General features: G+C 66.2%; 16 protein-coding genes. 5 read left to right on the plus strand and 11 right to left on the minus strand.

What is annotated here, in order from left to right:
* The first annotated feature begins 6 nt into the window (after window positions 1-6).
* Entirely contained in the window at window positions 7-729 is a 723-nt protein-coding gene (locus tag AC3WMA_RS10870) for an AprI/Inh family metalloprotease inhibitor (protein ID WP_492285371.1), read from the plus strand.
* Between the two features lie 7 nt (window positions 730-736).
* Here the strand turns inward: AC3WMA_RS10870 and AC3WMA_RS10875 are convergent, their stop codons facing one another.
* Window positions 737-1,351 (minus strand): GNAT family N-acetyltransferase, encoded by a 615-nt coding sequence (locus tag AC3WMA_RS10875; protein WP_492285372.1) that lies wholly within the window; start codon window positions 1,349-1,351, stop codon window positions 737-739.
* A 328-nt stretch (window positions 1,352-1,679) separates the two neighbouring features.
* On the opposite strand from AC3WMA_RS10875, the gene AC3WMA_RS10880 reads away from it, so the two are divergent.
* Window positions 1,680-2,390, plus strand: coding sequence for a cold-shock protein (locus tag AC3WMA_RS10880; RefSeq protein ID WP_492285373.1), 711 nt, complete (start codon window positions 1,680-1,682; stop codon window positions 2,388-2,390).
* Window positions 2,391-2,504: 114 nt separating this feature from the next.
* Here the strand turns inward: AC3WMA_RS10880 and bfr are convergent, their stop codons facing one another.
* The 5 genes from bfr to AC3WMA_RS10905 form a co-directional block, all read right to left on the minus strand.
* Window positions 2,505-2,999, minus strand: a complete 495-nt coding sequence (bfr, locus tag AC3WMA_RS10885) for a bacterioferritin (protein ID WP_492285374.1) — start codon at window positions 2,997-2,999, stop codon at window positions 2,505-2,507.
* 117 nt (window positions 3,000-3,116) lie between these two features.
* Window positions 3,117-3,404 carry a (2Fe-2S)-binding protein gene (locus AC3WMA_RS10890; protein WP_492285375.1) on the minus strand — a complete coding sequence of 96 codons (288 nt, stop codon included), beginning with the start codon at window positions 3,402-3,404 and terminating at the stop codon, window positions 3,117-3,119.
* Window positions 3,401-3,934, minus strand: coding sequence for an iron response transcriptional regulator IrrA (irrA, locus tag AC3WMA_RS10895; RefSeq protein ID WP_492285376.1), 534 nt, complete (start codon window positions 3,932-3,934; stop codon window positions 3,401-3,403). Before irrA ends, AC3WMA_RS10890 begins: the two co-directional genes overlap by 4 nt.
* Window positions 3,935-4,178: 244 nt before the next feature.
* Window positions 4,179-5,768, minus strand: a complete 1,590-nt coding sequence (locus tag AC3WMA_RS10900; protein ID WP_492285377.1) for a DHA2 family efflux MFS transporter permease subunit — start codon at window positions 5,766-5,768, stop codon at window positions 4,179-4,181.
* A gap of 216 nt (window positions 5,769-5,984) precedes the next feature.
* Window positions 5,985-7,187 (minus strand): HlyD family secretion protein, encoded by a 1,203-nt coding sequence (locus AC3WMA_RS10905; RefSeq protein ID WP_492285378.1) that lies wholly within the window; start codon window positions 7,185-7,187, stop codon window positions 5,985-5,987.
* A gap of 148 nt (window positions 7,188-7,335) precedes the next feature.
* Between AC3WMA_RS10905 and AC3WMA_RS10910 the strand changes: the two genes are divergently transcribed.
* A complete protein-coding gene (locus AC3WMA_RS10910; protein WP_492285379.1) occupies window positions 7,336-8,004 on the plus strand; it encodes a TetR/AcrR family transcriptional regulator in 669 nt (222 codons plus the stop codon).
* Window positions 8,005-8,007: 3 nt separating this feature from the next.
* On the opposite strand, the gene AC3WMA_RS10915 is transcribed toward AC3WMA_RS10910, so the two are convergent.
* The 3 genes from AC3WMA_RS10915 to AC3WMA_RS10925 form a co-directional block, all read right to left on the minus strand.
* Window positions 8,008-8,940: a DMT family transporter gene (locus AC3WMA_RS10915; protein ID WP_492285380.1), complete on the minus strand. Its 933-nt coding sequence runs from the start codon at window positions 8,938-8,940 to the stop codon at window positions 8,008-8,010.
* A gap of 143 nt (window positions 8,941-9,083) precedes the next feature.
* Window positions 9,084-10,016 carry a DMT family transporter gene (locus AC3WMA_RS10920; protein WP_492285381.1) on the minus strand — a complete coding sequence of 311 codons (933 nt, stop codon included), beginning with the start codon at window positions 10,014-10,016 and terminating at the stop codon, window positions 9,084-9,086.
* A gap of 145 nt (window positions 10,017-10,161) precedes the next feature.
* Window positions 10,162-11,196 (minus strand): aspartate-semialdehyde dehydrogenase, encoded by a 1,035-nt coding sequence (locus AC3WMA_RS10925; protein ID WP_492285382.1) that lies wholly within the window; start codon window positions 11,194-11,196, stop codon window positions 10,162-10,164.
* 457 nt (window positions 11,197-11,653) lie between these two features.
* On the opposite strand from AC3WMA_RS10925, the gene AC3WMA_RS10930 reads away from it, so the two are divergent.
* Window positions 11,654-12,754 (plus strand): hypothetical protein, encoded by a 1,101-nt coding sequence (locus AC3WMA_RS10930; protein WP_492285383.1) that lies wholly within the window; start codon window positions 11,654-11,656, stop codon window positions 12,752-12,754.
* A gap of 89 nt (window positions 12,755-12,843) precedes the next feature.
* On the plus strand, window positions 12,844-13,149 hold the full coding sequence (locus AC3WMA_RS10935; protein WP_492285384.1) for a hypothetical protein: 306 nt from the start codon (window positions 12,844-12,846) through the stop codon (window positions 13,147-13,149).
* A gap of 190 nt (window positions 13,150-13,339) precedes the next feature.
* Here the strand turns inward: AC3WMA_RS10935 and AC3WMA_RS10940 are convergent, their stop codons facing one another.
* Complete coding sequence (locus AC3WMA_RS10940; RefSeq protein ID WP_492285385.1) at window positions 13,340-15,739, minus strand: thiamine pyrophosphate-binding protein; 2,400 nt, start codon at window positions 15,737-15,739, stop codon at window positions 13,340-13,342.
* 158 nt (window positions 15,740-15,897) lie between these two features.
* Window positions 15,898-16,587 carry an invasion associated locus B family protein gene (locus AC3WMA_RS10945; RefSeq protein WP_492285386.1) on the minus strand — a complete coding sequence of 230 codons (690 nt, stop codon included), beginning with the start codon at window positions 16,585-16,587 and terminating at the stop codon, window positions 15,898-15,900.
* Between the last annotated feature and the right edge of the window lie 23 nt (window positions 16,588-16,610).

The following is a 16,610-nucleotide window of genomic DNA, read 5'->3' on the forward strand; positions in this document are numbered from 1 at the left end:
CGCCTGATGACGACGACGATCAAGACCGCATCGACCGCCGCCCTCGCCCGCGCGGCCGCCCTGCTGCCTCTGCTGGCACTGACCGCCTGCGCCGGTTCGCAGCGCTTCAGCGGGCCGGTGATGAACCAGCCCTCCTACAGTCAACCCCTGCCCTCCGCGCCGCCGATCAGTTCAGCTCCGATCACCTCGGAACCCTTGCCGCCGCCCGGCGGCTATCCGGCTGCGCCCCCGCAAGCTGGCGGCTATCCCGCCGCGGGAGGCCCGCAGGGCGGTGGCGCCCTGCCCCCGCCCCAGGACCCGTTCTTCGATCCCAATGCCGGCGGCGCGCCGCAGGGCCAGCCTCTGCCGCCGACCGGCCAGCCGGTGCAGGATCCCGGCCTGCGCGGCAGCAGCAACCAGGTCGCCGGCCTCGGCTCAGCCCCGGCAGCGGCGCCGCGCCCCTCGGCCAGCCGCGACAGCATGGTCGGTGGCTGGACGGCGCGCGAGGCGACCGGCGGCTCCTGCCGTGTCCAGCTGTCGAGCAGCCCGACGCTCGATCTCTATCGCGCGTCGTCCTCCGGCTGCACGAACAAGGACCTGCAGAAGATTTCGGCCTGGGATTTCCGGGATGGCGAGGTCTACCTCTACCAGCAGGGCGGCACGGTCGCGGCCCGGCTGCGCAGCTCCGGCTCAGGCGGGCTGGACGGCGCCGTCACGAAGTCCGGCGCCTCGCTGTCCCTCAGCCGCTAGGCCCGGCTCAGGCGCCGGGAGCACGCGGGAGAAAGGCCGTCGGCCAGAAGCTCTTCTGGATCGACAGGGCCATGGTCGCGAAGCCCTTCGCATTGTCGAGGGCCTCGTCGAGGATCGTGAAGGGCGTCGGACCACCGGTCGCGATCACGCCCTCGACATCGGCATAGCCGCCGACGAGATCGGCCTCGAACTTCGCCGCGAGCCGGCGCATGGCCGCGTTCTCCGGCAGGCAGGTCAGATAGAGCGTGCGAACGCTGCGATTGCGCGCAGCCGTGATGAGGCGCCCGAACAATTGCGAGCCGACGCCGCGCCGCCGCCAGGGCGTCTCAACGCTGAAGGCGGCCTCACCGGTCAGCGCGATGATGTCGTCGAGGCCGCGCAATTCCGCTGCGCCGCGCACCACGCCATCGACCACATAGGCATAGACCAGGCCGCCGACGCCGAACGTCGTCCTGGCATAGTTCTCAAGAAAGGCGTCATTGACCGCCGTGCCGAAACGCTGGTGGCGCGTGACGGCATCCAGCCTGAGCAGATGCTCCTTGAAAAGATCGCGCTCCGTCGGCCAGAGCCTGCGGATCACGCCATCGCCGGCCTTCTTGCCGGATTGTCGCGAACGAACCAAATTTCATCTCCTGAACAGCGCATGTGTCGCGCTTACCGACCAGGAGGCGTTGTCTTCCCTAACTCACTCATCACATCGTATGAGGTGCGCATGATTGCAAGGGCGCGACCTGCGGCATTTTCGCCGGGTCTGCGGAAATATCAAGCCTTCAACCGGTCATCACATGCATCGGGCGCATGCATCCGGCCCAGCATGACGTTGGGGACGGGGGCGAAAAAACCACTATAACGCCGTAAAATGTCGTGCAATAATTTCGCATTGACCCCGATGACGGCGCGCCCGGCATGAGCTAAGTTGCGTGCTCCCGGTCACTCATATTTGAAGATCCATGTTCGATCGTCGCAAGCCTCCCGCTGCCCAACCCTTCGTCACGCACGAAAACATCGAAGCCAAGGTCAAGTGGTTCGACCCCGAGAAGGGGTTCGGTTTCGCATCGCCCTCCGACGGTTCGGGCGATGTCTTCCTGCATGTCTCGGCCATCGGCCCGCTCGATCAGCAGGACCTGCTGCCCGGCGCGACGATCGTCGCCGATCTCGGCGAAGGCCGCCGCGGCCTTCAGGTCGTCGCGGTCCATGAGATCGACGCCTCCACCGCCACGCAGACCGCGCCGGCTCCCCGCGCCTTCTCGCCCCGTCCTCCGCGCGATGATTTCGGCGGCGGTGGCGGCTATGGCGACCGGGATCGTGGCGGCTTCGGCGGCGATCGCGGTGGTTATAACGACCGCGGCGATCGCGGCGGCTACGGCGGTGGCGATCGCGGCGGCTTCGGCGGCGGCGATCGCGGCCCGCGTGGCGGCGGCGGCTTCCAGGATCGCAATAGCGGCCCGGTGGAAGGCCCCTATGATGGCGCCGTGAAGTTCTTCAACTCGGATCGCGGCTTCGGCTTCATCGCTCCGGACAAGGGCGGCCCGGACGTGTTCCTGCACGTCTCGTCACTCGGCCGCAGCGGCCTGCAGCCGCCGATGGACGGGCAGCGCGTACGCTTCTCGATCCGCACCGGCCGCAAGGGCCCGGAAGCCGCCGACGTCAGCTTCATCTGACGCCACGCAGCTTCGCTGAAAATAACAAAGGCCCGCCAATGGCGGGCCTTTTCTTTTGACGCGGCAAGCCTTGCGGAACGCGCGCCGCCGAAGCGGCGCGCATCAACCCGGGGCTCAGTGACCGTGGTCGTCGCCTTCCAGGCCGCCGATATGCTTCTGGGTGTAGAGCTCGATGCCGATGCGGCCGATAAGGTCGAGCTGGGTCTCCAGGAAGTCGATATGGCCTTCCTCATCCTTCATCAGGGCCTTGAACAGGTCCTCGGACGGGAAGTCGCCGACCTCGCGGCAGTATTTCGCCGCTTCCTGATAAAGCGAGCGAGCCTCGATCTCGGCCTTGAGATCGCATTCGATCACTTCCTTGACGGTCTCGCCGATGCGCAGCTGATCGAGCGTCTGCAGGTTCGGGAAGCCTTCGAGGAAGAGGATGCGGTCGACGAAGCGGTCGGCATGGACCATCTCCTCGATCGATTCCTTCTTCCAGGTCTTGGCCATGTCCTTCAGGCCCCAGTTATCCAGCATGCGGTAATGCAGCCAGTACTGGTTGATGGCGGTGAGCTCCGAGCGCAGCCCCTTGTTGAGATATTCGATGACCTTCTTGTCGCCCTTCATCGGGTGCACTCCGCAATCCACATTAGAATAATCCTAATGTAGACCCGGCCTGCCCGGAAGTGAAGAGGTAAAAAGGGGTCTCGCCATTTTTGATCGCTCAGGCGATCGGGGCAGCGCTCAGGCCGCGATGCTCTCGTCGTTCAGCTCGATCCCGTCGAGCATGATGCCGACCGAAACATGCACCGCGCACTCGACCTCGCGGCTGGCGCAGCTGCCGCATTGCGTCGCGCAGACGGCGCGGGCTTCGGCCAGAAGAGCCCGGACCTCACGCGCGCAACGCCCGCAATCCGGGCTACAGCCCAGGCAATCGTAGACCTCGCCGGCCGTCCGGGGGCCGCTGCCGTCAGCAGCGATTGTCCCCTTGATCTGACCGCAGGACAGAACGTTGCAGGAGCAGACGATCACGCGTGGTGGCCCACCACCCGCTTGGTCTCGATTTCCTCGCCATCGGCGCTGCGCAGGCGGACGATGACCTCGACCGAAGAGATCACCATGCCTTCCGGCGCTTCCGGCAGGCCCGCGACCTGGATCATCGAGCCCGGGATGTCGGTGACGGTCTCGTCGTCCTCGTTGTAGAAATGGTGGTGCTCCGACACGTTGGTGTCGAAGAAGGTCTTCGGACCGGAAACGGAGACCTGACGCAGCAGGCCGGCTTCCGAGAACTGGCGCAGCGTGTTGTAGACGGTCGCGAGCGAAAGCGGCTCGCGCGCCCGCAGCGCTTCCTCATAGAGCATCTCCGCGCTGACATGGCGGTCGCCCTTGGCGAAGAGCAGCCAACCCAGAGCCATGCGCTGGCGCGTGGGCCTGAGGCCCGCCGTCCGCAACCGCGCCTTCACGGCGCTGATCGGGCAGCTCGTCGGATTTTTCTGCGGCCACGGGATATGATCGGCCGCCACCGGCCTGTGATCGTGATCCTTGCTCGCCAGAACGCTCATTGTAACGCCTTCCACACGCCGAACCTCGGCAGCGTAGTTTAGAAAACCTCTAAACTACTGATATTATTGTCATTTTTGCCAAAACACCGCTCAAATGTCAATCTTCGCAGCTGCGGCATCGCGTAGCGTCCACAGCACAACCGCGTGACCGCGGTGCCGGCGCCCTGCTTGGAACGCATGACTACGGCTTTCAAGGCCGCGATTCCCGAGCGCTCCGCAGCCGCAAGCCCCGCGTGGAAAAGGGCTAGTGGCCGCCGCCTCCGCCACCCGCGGCGGGCTTCGGCGGCTTGCGCAGGAACAGCGCCATCACGACCAGGCTCGCGAAGATCATGGTCAGGCCAAGGAAGACGTCGCCGAACGCCATGACCAGCGCCTGCTTGTGGACCCGCTGGTTAATCAGGGCGAGCGCCATGGTCTGGGCCGCATCGCCATAGTCGATGAAGCGCTGCGCCGTATTGGCGATCGCCTCCTCCGCCACGCCGCGCCCGGCCGCCACCATCTCGTGTAGCCGGGTGATATGCAGGTCGGTGCGGGTGTTCAGCATCGTGTTGATCACCGCGAGCCCGACGGCGCCGCCGAGATTGCGGGTGAGGTTGTAGAGGCCGGACGCGTTCTTGAGCTGCTGCGGCGGCAGCGAGCCGAGCGCGATGTTGTTGATCGGCACCATGCACAGCATCAGCGAGCAACCGCGCAGGATCTGCGGGACGAGGAGCTCGTAGAAATCCCAGTCCGAGGTGATGAAGGAGGCCCACCAGGTGCCGACCGCGAAGCCGCCGAAGCCGATCATCATCATCACGCGCGGGTCGAGCTTGGTCGAAAGGCGCCCGGCGATCGGCGCCGTCAGGAACATGCACAGGCCGGTGACGAACATCGTCTCGCCGATCATCAGCGCGTCATAGCCACGGATGCGCCCGAGATAGACCGGGTAGAGATAGGTCAGCCCGTAGAGGCCGATGCCCATGGTGAAGGAGAACAGCGAGCCGAAGGCGAAGTTGCGGTTCCTGAAGGCGTAGAGATCGACCAAAGGATCGTCCCGCGTCAGCGCCCGCCAGAAGAACAGCACCGCGCCCAGAACCATCACGACCGAGAAGAACACGATCTCATGGCTCTGGAACCAGTCGAGCCGCGTCCCCTCCTCCAGCACATATTCGAGGCTGCCGAGGAAGGCCGCCATGGCGGCGAGCCCAAGCCAGTCGAAGCGCTTGATCAGGCTGTGGTCGGGCTTGTCGAAATCGATCAGCGTCCAGGCCGCGATGGTCACGCCGATGCCGGGCACGACATTGACGAGGAAGAGCCAATGCCAGGAGAAGGCATGGCTGAGATAGCCGCCGACGGTGGGGCCGATCGTCGGCGCCAGCGTCGCGACAAGGCCGATCAATGGCGAGATCACCGGCCGCTTCGACGGCGGGAAGATGGTGAAGGCCGCGGCGAAAACGCCGGGGATCATGCCACCGCCGATGAAGCCCTGCACCGCCCGCCACAGGATCATCTCGTTGATCGAGGTCGCCTGCGCGCAGAGCACGCTGGCGATGGTAAAACCCGCGGCCGCGATCGAGAAGAACACCCGCGTCGACAGCGCCCGGCTGAGATAGCCGGAAAGCGGGATCATGATCACTTCGGCGATCAGATAGGCGGTCTGCACCCAGGCGACCTCGTCGGACGAGGCGGACAGGCCGGCCTGGATCTCCGCCAGCGAGGCCGAGACGATCTGGATGTCGAGGATCGCCATGAACATGCCGAAGACCATCGCCATGAAGGCGAAGATCCGGCGCAAGGGGACGGCGTCCGAAGCCGGGGGCGCTCCCGCCGGCGCATTCAGGGTCGCGGTGGCCATGCTGGCCTACCTTTCCTCGGGGTGTCATCCCGTGCGCGCTGCGGCGTGAAACGCTGCTGCGCAGACCCGGGACCGTCATCAGAACAAGGCGCCCTCACAGCGCCGGGAATCGGTAACTTCTCGTCTCGCGGTCCCGCATCTGCGCAGCAGCACTTCGTGCCGCAGCGCGTGCGGGATGACCCGCTTCATCAGTGCCGCTTCACCAGTACCGCTTGATCAGCGCTGGCCTGCCGGCCGCGGGTCGATCGAGACCACGACCGACATGCCCGGCCGCAACACGTGCTTCGCCGTCGCCTCCTTGTCGAGCGTGATCCGCACGGGCACGCGCTGGACGATCTTGGTGAAGTTGCCGGTCGCGTTGTCGGGCGGCAGCAGCGTGAAGACCGAGCCGGTGCCGCCGGCGATGCCGCTGACCGTGCCGTGGAAGACCTGTCCCGGCAGAGCATCGACGGTGATGCTCGCCTTGTCGCCGGTCTTCAGCGGCCCGACCTGCGTCTCCTTGAAATTGGCGTCGACATAGACCTGGTCGAGCGGAACGATCGACATCAGGCGCTTGCCGGCGCCAACGAGGTCGCCGATCTGGACGTTGGTATTCGCAATGACACCGTCGATCGGCGCCGCGATCTTCATGAAGGAGAGATCGCGCTCGGCCTTCTGCTCGGCGACCTTCAGCTCGTCGATCTGACGGGCGGCCTCGATGCGCTGCGCTTCCAGAACCTTGATATTGGCCTGCGCCTGCACGACACCGGCCTTGGCGCTCGCCACCGCGGCAACGGCCTGATCGCGCCCGGCCGTCGCGGCATCGAGCGTCGCCTGCGAGCCGTAGGACTTGGCGGCGAGGCTGTTGGCACGCTCGAAATCGGCAGCCGTGCGCGTCACTGCGGCTTCAGCCGAATTCTGCTGCGCCTGCGCCTGCAACTGGGCCGCGCGCGCGGCCTCGACCTGGCTGTCGATGCGAGCGAGCGTCGCCTGCGCCGTCGCGGTCTTGGCGCGGGCGCTGTCCAGCGCGATGCGCCAGTCGCCATCATCAAGCGCGACGAGCGGCTGCCCGGCCTTGACCTCCTGGTTCTGCCGCGCCGAGACGGATGCGATATTGGCCGAGAGCTTGGCCGAGACGGTCGCCATCTCAGCGCCGACATAGGCATCGTCGGTCGAGACGATGAAGCGGCCATTGCGCCACCAGTCGATACCGTACCAGAGCCCGGCGCCGATAACGGCAGCGCCCACTACCAGCAGCGCGCCGCGCTTCAGCGGGCTCTTTCCGGATTTGCCCTTGGCCTCGGCGGCTTCGGACGGCGTGCTCTTAGCCTGCGCGTCGCGGGCGGTGGCTGGCTCGGCCGCTGGCTGGGCGGTCTCGGCCTTGGCATCGACCAGCTTCAGCCGGTCACGGCGGTGTTCGGTGGCGGTTTCAGCAGACATTGGGCGTCCTGCATGTCAATTCGAACCAACCGGTTCGATTGCGCTTGAAATAGCGCGGGGCATGATGCATATCAAGTCAAATCGAACCGGTTGGTTCGATTCTTTTTCGCAGCTGCCATGCAGGGCCCGCAGACCGGGCCGGAATGAAATGTCGGAAAGCCCTGAAAGCCCGGTAAAGACGGGTGCCCGCAATCGTCGGATCGCCGGCACCGATCCCGACAAGCGCCGCCAGATCCTGGACGGCGCCTTGCAGGTCTTCACCTCGCGCGGCTTCGACGCCGCCAGCATGAGCGACATCGCCGCCGCCGCAAACGTCTCGAAGGGCACGCTCTATGTCTATTTCGAGGACAAGGAGCATCTCTTCGTCGCACTGATCCAGCGCGAGCGCGAGGCCCAGAAGCGCGGCGCGATCGAGGCCCTCAACGAGGATTCCGATCCCGTTCGCGCGCTGACCACCTTCGGCCGCTGCATCGTCAGGATGATCAATGGCGACCTCGCCGTCAGCGCCCATCGCGTGGTGATCGGCGTGGCCGAGCGCATGCCGGACCTCGGCCGCGGCTTCTACGAGAACGGCCCGATGCTGGGCTCCAAGCTGATCGCGGGCTATCTCGACCGCATGGTCGCCGAGGGCAAGCTCGCGATCGACGACACCTATCTCGCCGCCGTCCAGTTCCTCGACCTTTGCCAGTCGACCCTGACCCGCCCGCGCCTGTTCAATGCCGTCCGTACAGCGCCGAGCGACGAGGAGATCGAACGCGTCGTCGGCTCGGCCATGGCGATGTTCATGGCCCGCTACGGCGTGAAGCCGCAGGGCTGAGCCTCAGCCAGCAACCTGCCTGGCGCGGATGCGCTCGCGATGGGCGGTATAGAGCCCGGAAGCGGCGATGACGATCGCTCCGACCCAGGTCCAGATATCCGGCAGGGTCGCGAACAGCAGGAAGCCGAAGAGCGAGGCCCAGAACAGCTGGACATAGGAGAACGGCGCCAGAAGCGAGGCCCCGGCATAGCGGAAGGCCGCGATCACCAGCCAGTGCCCCGCCGTCGAGACCGCGCCGATGAAGAGCCCGACCCAGACGATTTCCCAGGTCGGGGTCACCCAGTGCAATGGCAACAGCGCCGCCATGACCAAGGCCCCGAAGACCGTGGAATAGGTGACGGTCGCGAGCGGGCTCTCCGTCCCGCTCATCATGCGCGTCACGATCAGCGAGAAGGCCCAGCACATGGCCGAGATCGCCGGCAGCAGCGAGGCGAGCTGGAATTCCGCGCCACCCGGCCTGACCACGATCAGCACGCCGGCCAGGCCGACCAGCGTCGCGGCCCAACGCCGCCAGCCGACACGCTCGCCCAGCATCGGAATGGACAGGGCCGTCACGAAGAGCGGCGCGACGAAGCTGGTCGCCGTCGCATCCGCGATCGGCAAGAGCTTCAGCGCCGAGACGAACAGCATCGAGGAGCCGATCACGCCGCAGCCGCGCAGCAGGTGCATGCCAGGCCGCCGGGTCCGAAGCGCGCCCCACTCGCCCTTGATGCCGACGATCGCCAGCAGCATCAGCCCCGAGGTAAAGTAACGCAGCCAGACGATATGAAGCGGCGGCACGCTGGTCGCGAGATACTTCGCTGCCGCATCGCCCGCCGACAGGAACACTGTCGCGAGCAGCATGATGCCGATACCGAGCAGGCCGTTGTCGCGCCGGAGCGAGCCTGCGGGCTTGTCCGTCGTCGGTTCGGATGGGGGAACGACAGGTTGCGGCAAGGGCTTCGGCGCGAATGAGGGCGGTGATGCGGGAAGTCTGCCGGTCACTCTAGTCGTTTCGACCACGCTCCGCTGCGCAAAGAACATGGGTTCTCCATGCGTTGAGGCGGCGAGATGAAACGCGGGGCTGAACGTCGCGCAGCTCAGCCGGCGACCTGCCTGGCGCGGATGCGCTCGCGATGGGCGGTGTAAAGTCCCGAAGCCGCGATGATCGCCGCGCCGACATAGGTCCAGACATCGGGGATCGCCGCGAAGACCAGATAGCCGAAGATCGAGGACCAGAGCAGCTGGGAATAGGCGAAGGGCGCCAGCAGCGAGGCATCCGCATAGCGGAAGGCCTGGATCAGGAAGATATGCCCGATCGTCGAGATCCCGCCGATGAAGAGGCCGATCAGCACCGTCTTGAGATCGAGCGCCTGCCAGCTGAACGGCACGGCCAGCGACAGCAGGAGGAAGCCGATCGTGGCGGAATAGGCCAATGTCACCACCGGAATCTCGGTGCGGCTCATCATCCGGGTCACGATCAGCGAAAACGCCCAGAAGAACGACGACCCGAGAACGAAGAGCGACGCGCCATGAAAGCCGTCGCCGCCGGGGCGCACCACGACCAGCACGCCGACCAGACCGACGATCGTGGCAAGCCAGCGCCGCCAGCCGACGATTTCGCCGAGGATGGGAATGGACAGCGCCGTCACGAAGAGCGGCGAGACGAAGGAGGTCGCGGTCGCGTCCGCCATCGGCAGGTCGTGCAGCCCGGCCACGAACAGGATCGAGGAGACCGTCACGCCGAGGGCCCGCAGCACCTGCAGGCCGGGCCGGCTTGTCTTCATCCTGCTGAAACCGCCGGTGAAGCTGATGGTGACGAGCATGATCGCGGCAAAGGTGCCGTAGCGCATCCAGGTGATCTGAAGCGCCGGCAAGGTCGTCGCGAGATATTTGGAGGCGATGTCGCCGCTGCACATGAAAATCGATGAGAGCAGCAGCAGCGCGATGCCGCGCGCGGAATTGTCTATGCGCAGCGATCTGCCGTCCTGCGGAGCGGCGACCGGCGGTTGATCAAGGGGAGCGTTGGGCAAGGGCTAAGGTTCACGCGCAAGGACTGCGCAAGCCTTAGCCTGTTTGCCCTGCATAGCCACACGCAAAGACGGTCGCCCGCCCATGCGCGTGGACATTACGGTGACCCGCCCGGCTTTCGGACAGGGTCGAGCAGCGCAATCTGCTTCAGGCGGCCTGCTTGCGCGGCTGGATCAGCTTGCGGTTGACCAGAACCTCGGCGATCTGCACCGCGTTCAGCGCCGCGCCCTTGCGCAGGTTGTCCGAGACGCACCAGAAGGCGAGGCCGTTCTCGACGGTGGCGTCCTCGCGGATGCGCGAGATATAGGTCGCGTCCTCGCCCGCCGCCTCATGCGGGGTGATGTAGCCACCGGGCTCGTGCTTGTCGATCACCAGGATACCCGGCGCCGCGCGCAGTACCTCGCGCGCCTCGTCGGCGGTGACCGGCTTCTCGCACTCGATGTTCACGCTCTCGGAATGGCCGATGAAGACCGGCACGCGCACGCAGGTCGCGGTCAGCTTGATCTTCTTGTCGAGGATCTTCTTGGTCTCGACCACCATCTTCCACTCTTCCTTGGTGAAGCCGTCCTCCATGAAGACGTCGATATGCGGAATGAGGTTGAAAGAGATGCGCTTGGGGAACTTCTTGGTGGTGACCTCGCCGGCCGAGAACACGGCGCGGGTCTGGTTGAACAATTCGTCCATGCCTTCCTTGCCGGCGCCGGAGACCGACTGATAGGTCGAGACGACGACGCGCTTGACGCCGAACTTGTCGTGCAGCGGCTTCAGCGCGACCACGAGCTGCGCGGTCGAGCAGTTCGGGTTGGCGATGATGTTCATCTTGGTGAAGCCGGCGGCAGCGGCGGCATTCACCTCCGGCACGATCAGCGGCACGTCGGGATGCATGCGGAAGGCCGAGGAATTATCGATCACGACGCAGCCCTGCGCGCCGATCTTCGGCGACCAGACCTTCGAGACCTCGCCGCCCGCCGACATCAGACAGATATCGGTGTCGGAGAAATCGTAATGCTCCAACGCCTTGCACTTCAGCGTCTTGTCGCCGAACGAAACCTCGGTGCCGACCGAGCGCGAGGAGGCGAGCGCCACGACCTCACCGACGGGGAAGGCGCGCTCGGCGAGAATGTCCAGCATCTCGCGGCCTACATTGCCGGTTGCTCCGACGACTGCGACCTTGAAGCTCATGATGTGATCCTTTGCGGATAAGGCGGTTCGGGTCTCCCTTTGGGGGCCGCCCCGCACCGGTTTCGGGCGGGTTCGGCGATCTCTCCCCGCCGGGGGGAGATGGACCCGGAACCGAGGCGAAGCGTCAGCGCGACAGGCCGGTTTTCCCGGTCGTCGTTTTGGTCGTGAGTTTCGTCGTCGTCAGACGGACAGTCACAGAGCCAATCCCGAAGGGCTGAAAACTTCGCTAGGCGGCGCAACCTTGCACCACGCCTTGTCAGAACACCGGGAACGGCGAAAAGTCAATCTCCTCCTCATAGCCGTGCCGGCTCCGCCCGTTAACCCTGCTCGTTGACCTCCTGTTCACGCTGCTGGCCGATCGGCCGGCGCCGGTAACCCGGCGGCGACTCTCGGCGTCCAGCCTGCCAGCCTGACGATGGATGGCGCGGCCGGCCCTGCGCCGCGCGGGAGTGACGGATTGCGTTTGCGTTCGGACGAGATGAAGGAGCGATTCCGGTCGCTGTCGCAGCAATTGCGGCGGGGCTTGGCTGTTGCCGGCGCTCGGTGCCGCATCATCTCGACAAGGGTCGCAGCCATCGATCTCGTGCCGGCTCTCATCACCTGCGTCGACCGGATCGAGAGCGGCTTCCGCATCGCCTCCCGTGCCCTTCGCCGCCTCATGCCGCGTAGCGGCCTGGGCCTGCCGGGCGCCCTCGCCTGGCGCATCGCGGCCGCGCTTTGCGGCATCAGCCTGACGGCGGCACTCGTCACAGCACTGTCCGGGAATGGCGAAGGCCGGTCCCAGCTGGCCAGCCTGGCATCGCCCGTGGCAGCCGCCACCACCCAGACCGCCGCCAACCGCAAGCCGCTCCTCGCCGCCACCGAAGCCGACTGGGTCGCGATCGCCCGCCCGATCGCGATCTTCAATCTGGAAGCCCCCGAATTCGGCCGCGAAGCTCCCGCGATCGAAGCCCGCCGCAGCCGCGACGGCAGCCAGCGCGAGGACCTGCTGAGCTTCGGCGCCTTCACAGGCTCCGCTCCCCATCTTTCGCTGCGCCTGCAGACGGGCGACGGCATTGCCGCCCATTCCGGCTCCTTCACCGTCGCGCTGGTTCATGCCGCGGCGCTCCGCAGCCTTGCCGTCGAACGCGGCAGCACTCCCGCCGTGATCGAGACCCGCTTCGGCCCGCTCGAAACCTCGGATATCGTCCTCGGCAACGGTACGGAAACCCGCGCCTGCCTCGCTTTTCGCACAGTCGGGCCCGACGCGCCCTTCGCGATGAGCGGCTGGTGGTGTGCCGGCGCCAAGCCCAGCGACCGCAAACAACTGACCTGCCTGATCGACCGGCTCGACCTCGCCAATGCCGGCGCCGAGCCCGAATTGCGCGCCGCTTTCGCCCGCAGCGAACTCCAGCGCCAGCCGGGCTGCGCCACGCCGCGCCTCGCGGCGACCGGCCGCAAGGTCTCCTGGTTGGACGCGGATGGCACGATGCCGGCCCTGCGCATGAAGACCGCGACCGCCGAGCCAACACCCGAGCCGCGCCCGCGTCGCATGAAAAAGCCCCGCCGCGAGCGCTAACAAAGTTGTTAACGACGCGGTGCTAGTCTTTGCACCGGTTTTTGGATGCTTACATCGAGCGGATCGATCCGCTCCCGGAGATTGCCGTCATGATGTCGTTCAAGCGCGCTGCCGCCATCCTCGCAGTCACTGCTGCGGCCTCGACGGTGATGGTCAGCATCGCCGAAGCACAGAACCGCCGCGGCCCGCTGCGCGTCACCGTCCAGAAGCGCAGCTATCTCGATCCCGGCAATGTCGTGCCGGTCGGCTCGCTGAACCGCTACGCCAGCCAGCACATGTCGGCCTCGCCGGTCTATGCCAGCACGGGCGAGCTTTATGGCGAGGGTACCCTGCCCGGCCGCATCGGCGCGGGCGTGAACCCGTTCGCGAATACGTTCTCGACGCCGCGGTTCTGAAGGGCACTTTCTCACAGGCGCCTATCGTGAAGGGCGCTTGTCATCCCGTGCGCGCCGCAGCGTGAAACGCTGCTGCGCAGACACGGGACCGCGCCCCGGAAAGGGCGCCTTCTCCTCATGCGGTCCCGTGTCTGCGCAGCGGCACTGCGTGCCGCAGCGCGCACGGGATGACACCCTTCATTGAAGCGCCCTACTCCGGCAGCGCCCTGAGATAACGCACCGGCCGCCCCGGCGCTGCCGCATTCGCCGCATGCACGATCGCGTTCGCGTCGATGCCGAAATGGCGGTAGAGATCGGCGACCGTGCCGGTCTGGCCGAAATGCTCGACGCCGAGCGCCTTCTGCTTGTGGCCATGGACGCTGCCGAGCCAGGCCAGCGTCGCCGGATGCCCGTCCAGCACCGAGACGATCCCGCAATCGCGCGAGAGTTCGCCGAGCAGCCGCTCGACATGGCTCGTCGCCTCGTGATTGCCGCGCTGGCGCGCCCGCTCCGCCGCCTGCCAGCCGGCATTGAGCCGGTCCGCCGAGGTGATCGCAAGCAGGCCGACATCGCGCCGGTCCTCGGACAAGAGCCCGACCGCCTCGATCGCCTCCGGCGCCACCGCGCCGGTATAGGCGATGACCACGGAAGCATTCGGGCCGGGTTTCCTGAGCCAATAGGCACCGTCGATGATGGCGCGCTCCAGCTCCGGCGTCATCGCCCGGCTCGGCTGCTCGACCTGCCGGGTCGAGAGGCGCAAGTAAACCGAGCCGCCGGTCTCGTCGCGCAGCCAGGTACGCTCGTCGGGATCGCCCTCGCCGTCGCGCTGCATGTAGTCGAAGGACCAGCGCATCATCACCGCAAGCTCGTCGACGAAGGCCGGCTCGAAGGAGCAGAGCCCGTCCTGGCTCATGCCGATCAGCGGCGTCGCGATCGACTGGTGCGCGCCGCCCTCCGGCGCCAGCGTCACGCCCGACGGCGTCGCCACCACCATGAAGCGCGCATCCTGGTAGCAGGCATAGTTCAGCGCATCGAGCCCGCGCGAGATGAAGGGGTCGTAAAGCGTGCCGATCGGGATCAGCCGCTCGCCGAAGATCGAATGCGACAAGCCGAGCGCCGAGAGATTGATGAACAGGTTCATCTCGGCGATGCCCAGCTCGACATGCTGGCCCTTCGGCGAGAATTCCCATTTCTGCATCGAGGGAATGCGTTCGTCCTTGAAGGTGTCGGCCATCGACGCCTTGGCGAAGAGCCCGCGCCGGTTCACCCAGGGTCCGAGATTGGTCGAGACGGTGACGTCCGGGGCCGTCGTCACGATCCGGTCGGCGAGCGGCCCGCCCGTCTTGGCGAGATCGTCCAGCACCTTGCCGAAGCCCATCTGGGTCGACATCGAGGGCTGGATGCCGGCCTCCAGCTTGTCCGGAACCGGCAGCTTCGGAGCCGAGAAGCGTCGCCGCCCCTGCGAGAAGAACGGCACCGTGTCGAGGAAGGCGCGGACCTCGCCCTCGGGCTGGTCTAGTCCTTCGAACAGGTCCCATTCATGGCCCGGCCGGACGTTGTTGGCTTTGCGGAAGCCGTCGAGCTGCTCCTTGGTCATCAGCCCGGCATGGTTGTCCTTATGTCCGGCGATCGGCAGCCCGAATCCCTTGACAGTATAGGCGAGGAAGCAGACCGGCCGGTCGTGATCGATCGCCTCGAAGGCTTCAAGGATAGACGGCAGGTCATGGCCGCCGAGATTGCACATCAGCTTGGAGAGCTCGGCATCGGAGCGCTTCTCGATCAGCGTGGTGACCGGTCCCTGATCGCCGAGATCGTCCATCAGGCGCTTGCGCCAGGCCGCGCCGCCCTGGAAGGTCAGCGCCGAATAGAGCTGGTTCGGGCAGGAATCGATCCAGGCCTTCAGTCGCTCGCCACCCTTCTCCTTGAAGGCGGCCTGCTGGAGCGAGCCGTATTTCAGCGTGACCACATCCCAGCCGAAATTGCGGAACATCGTCTCGAAACGGTCGTAAAGCCCCTCGCGGATCACCGCGTCGAGCGACTGGCGGTTATAGTCGATGATCCACCAGGTGTTGCGCAGCCCGTGCTTCCAGCCCTCCATCAGGGCCTCGAAGATATTGCCCTCGTCGAGCTCGGCATCGCCGATCAGCGAGACCATGCGGCCTTCCGGCCGGTCCTTCGCCCAGCCATGCGCCTTCACGTAATCCTGCGTCAGCGAGGAGAACAAAGTCTGCGCGACGCCCAGGCCGACCGAGCCGGTCGAGAAATCGACGTCGTCGATATCCTTGGTGCGCGAGGGATAGCTCTGCGCGCCCTTGTAGCCGCGGAAATTCTCGAGCTTCTCGCGTGTCTGCAGGCCCATCAGGTAGTTGATGGCGTGGAAGATCGGCGAGGCATGCGGCTTCACCGCGACCCGGTCCTGCGGCTTCAGCGCGGCCATGTAGAGCGCCGTCATGATCGTGGCGAGCGAGGCCGAGGAGGCCTGGTGCCCGCCGACCTTCATCCCGTCATCGCTCTGGCGGATGTGGTTGGCGTTGTGGATCGTCCACGAAGCCAGCCAGAGGATCTTCTTCTCCAGCTCGGCGAGAAACGGCAGGCGCGGATCTGTTGTCATGAAATTGGCCCGAACTCCCAGTGCCGCCGATCATGCACGGAAGCACTGGCAGAACGAGCCAAATTTCTAGGTGACGCCGGCCGGCTTTGGTGGTTTCCGCTACGGCTGCGCGGCCGAACGAGGAAAACCACCAATCAGACAGCCGGTCCGATTGCCGGCTACTTGTCGATCTGCGCGATGCGGTCGAGCGCCGCGCCGAAACCGCCCAGCGAGACGTTGAACGAGACCGGCTCGTTGTTCGACAGGTTCAGCGCGGCGACCGTCAGCGCCTTGCCGGCCTTCATCGCATCGGTCGCGACCGTCGGGAACGAGATCGGCAGCAGGCAGCCCTGCGCCAGGCAGGTCGAGAAGCGCAGGCCCTGGCCGAGATCCTTGTCATCGAGCCTGAGCACCGCGCCGTTCTCCAGCTTCATCCCGTGCGGAAACAGGATCGTGCCCTCGGCGCGCCCATCCCTCGGCGCGCGCAACTCGATGGCGAAGACGCGCTGGCCGGTCTGGCTGTTGCCCTGCGACTGCAGGAGCACGCAGAGCCGCTGCCGCTCGACGATCCGGCAATCGACGGTCCAGTCGCCATAGGTCTCGTTGATCGCGGTAGCGCCGTTCGGCAGCGTCGCAGCCTGGGCGGCAGGCTGGCTGACACTCGGCGCAGCCGGAGAGGCCGGCGCCTGCGCGACGGGCTGAGCAGGCTTGGGCGCAGGCTTCGGCGCCGGACGGGGCGCGGGGCGCTGCGGCGCGGCAGGCCCCGGCTGCGCCGCCGGCTCTTCCTGGGCCCACAGCGTGGGCGACGCAAAGGAGCCGAGCGCGAGAACGGCGGCGAGAGAGGCGATCCGGAAGGAATGATGTTTCATGTCAGCGCTGTCTTATGAAGATG

The organism is Allobosea sp. FW305-C-101 (genome assembly GCF_058783685.1).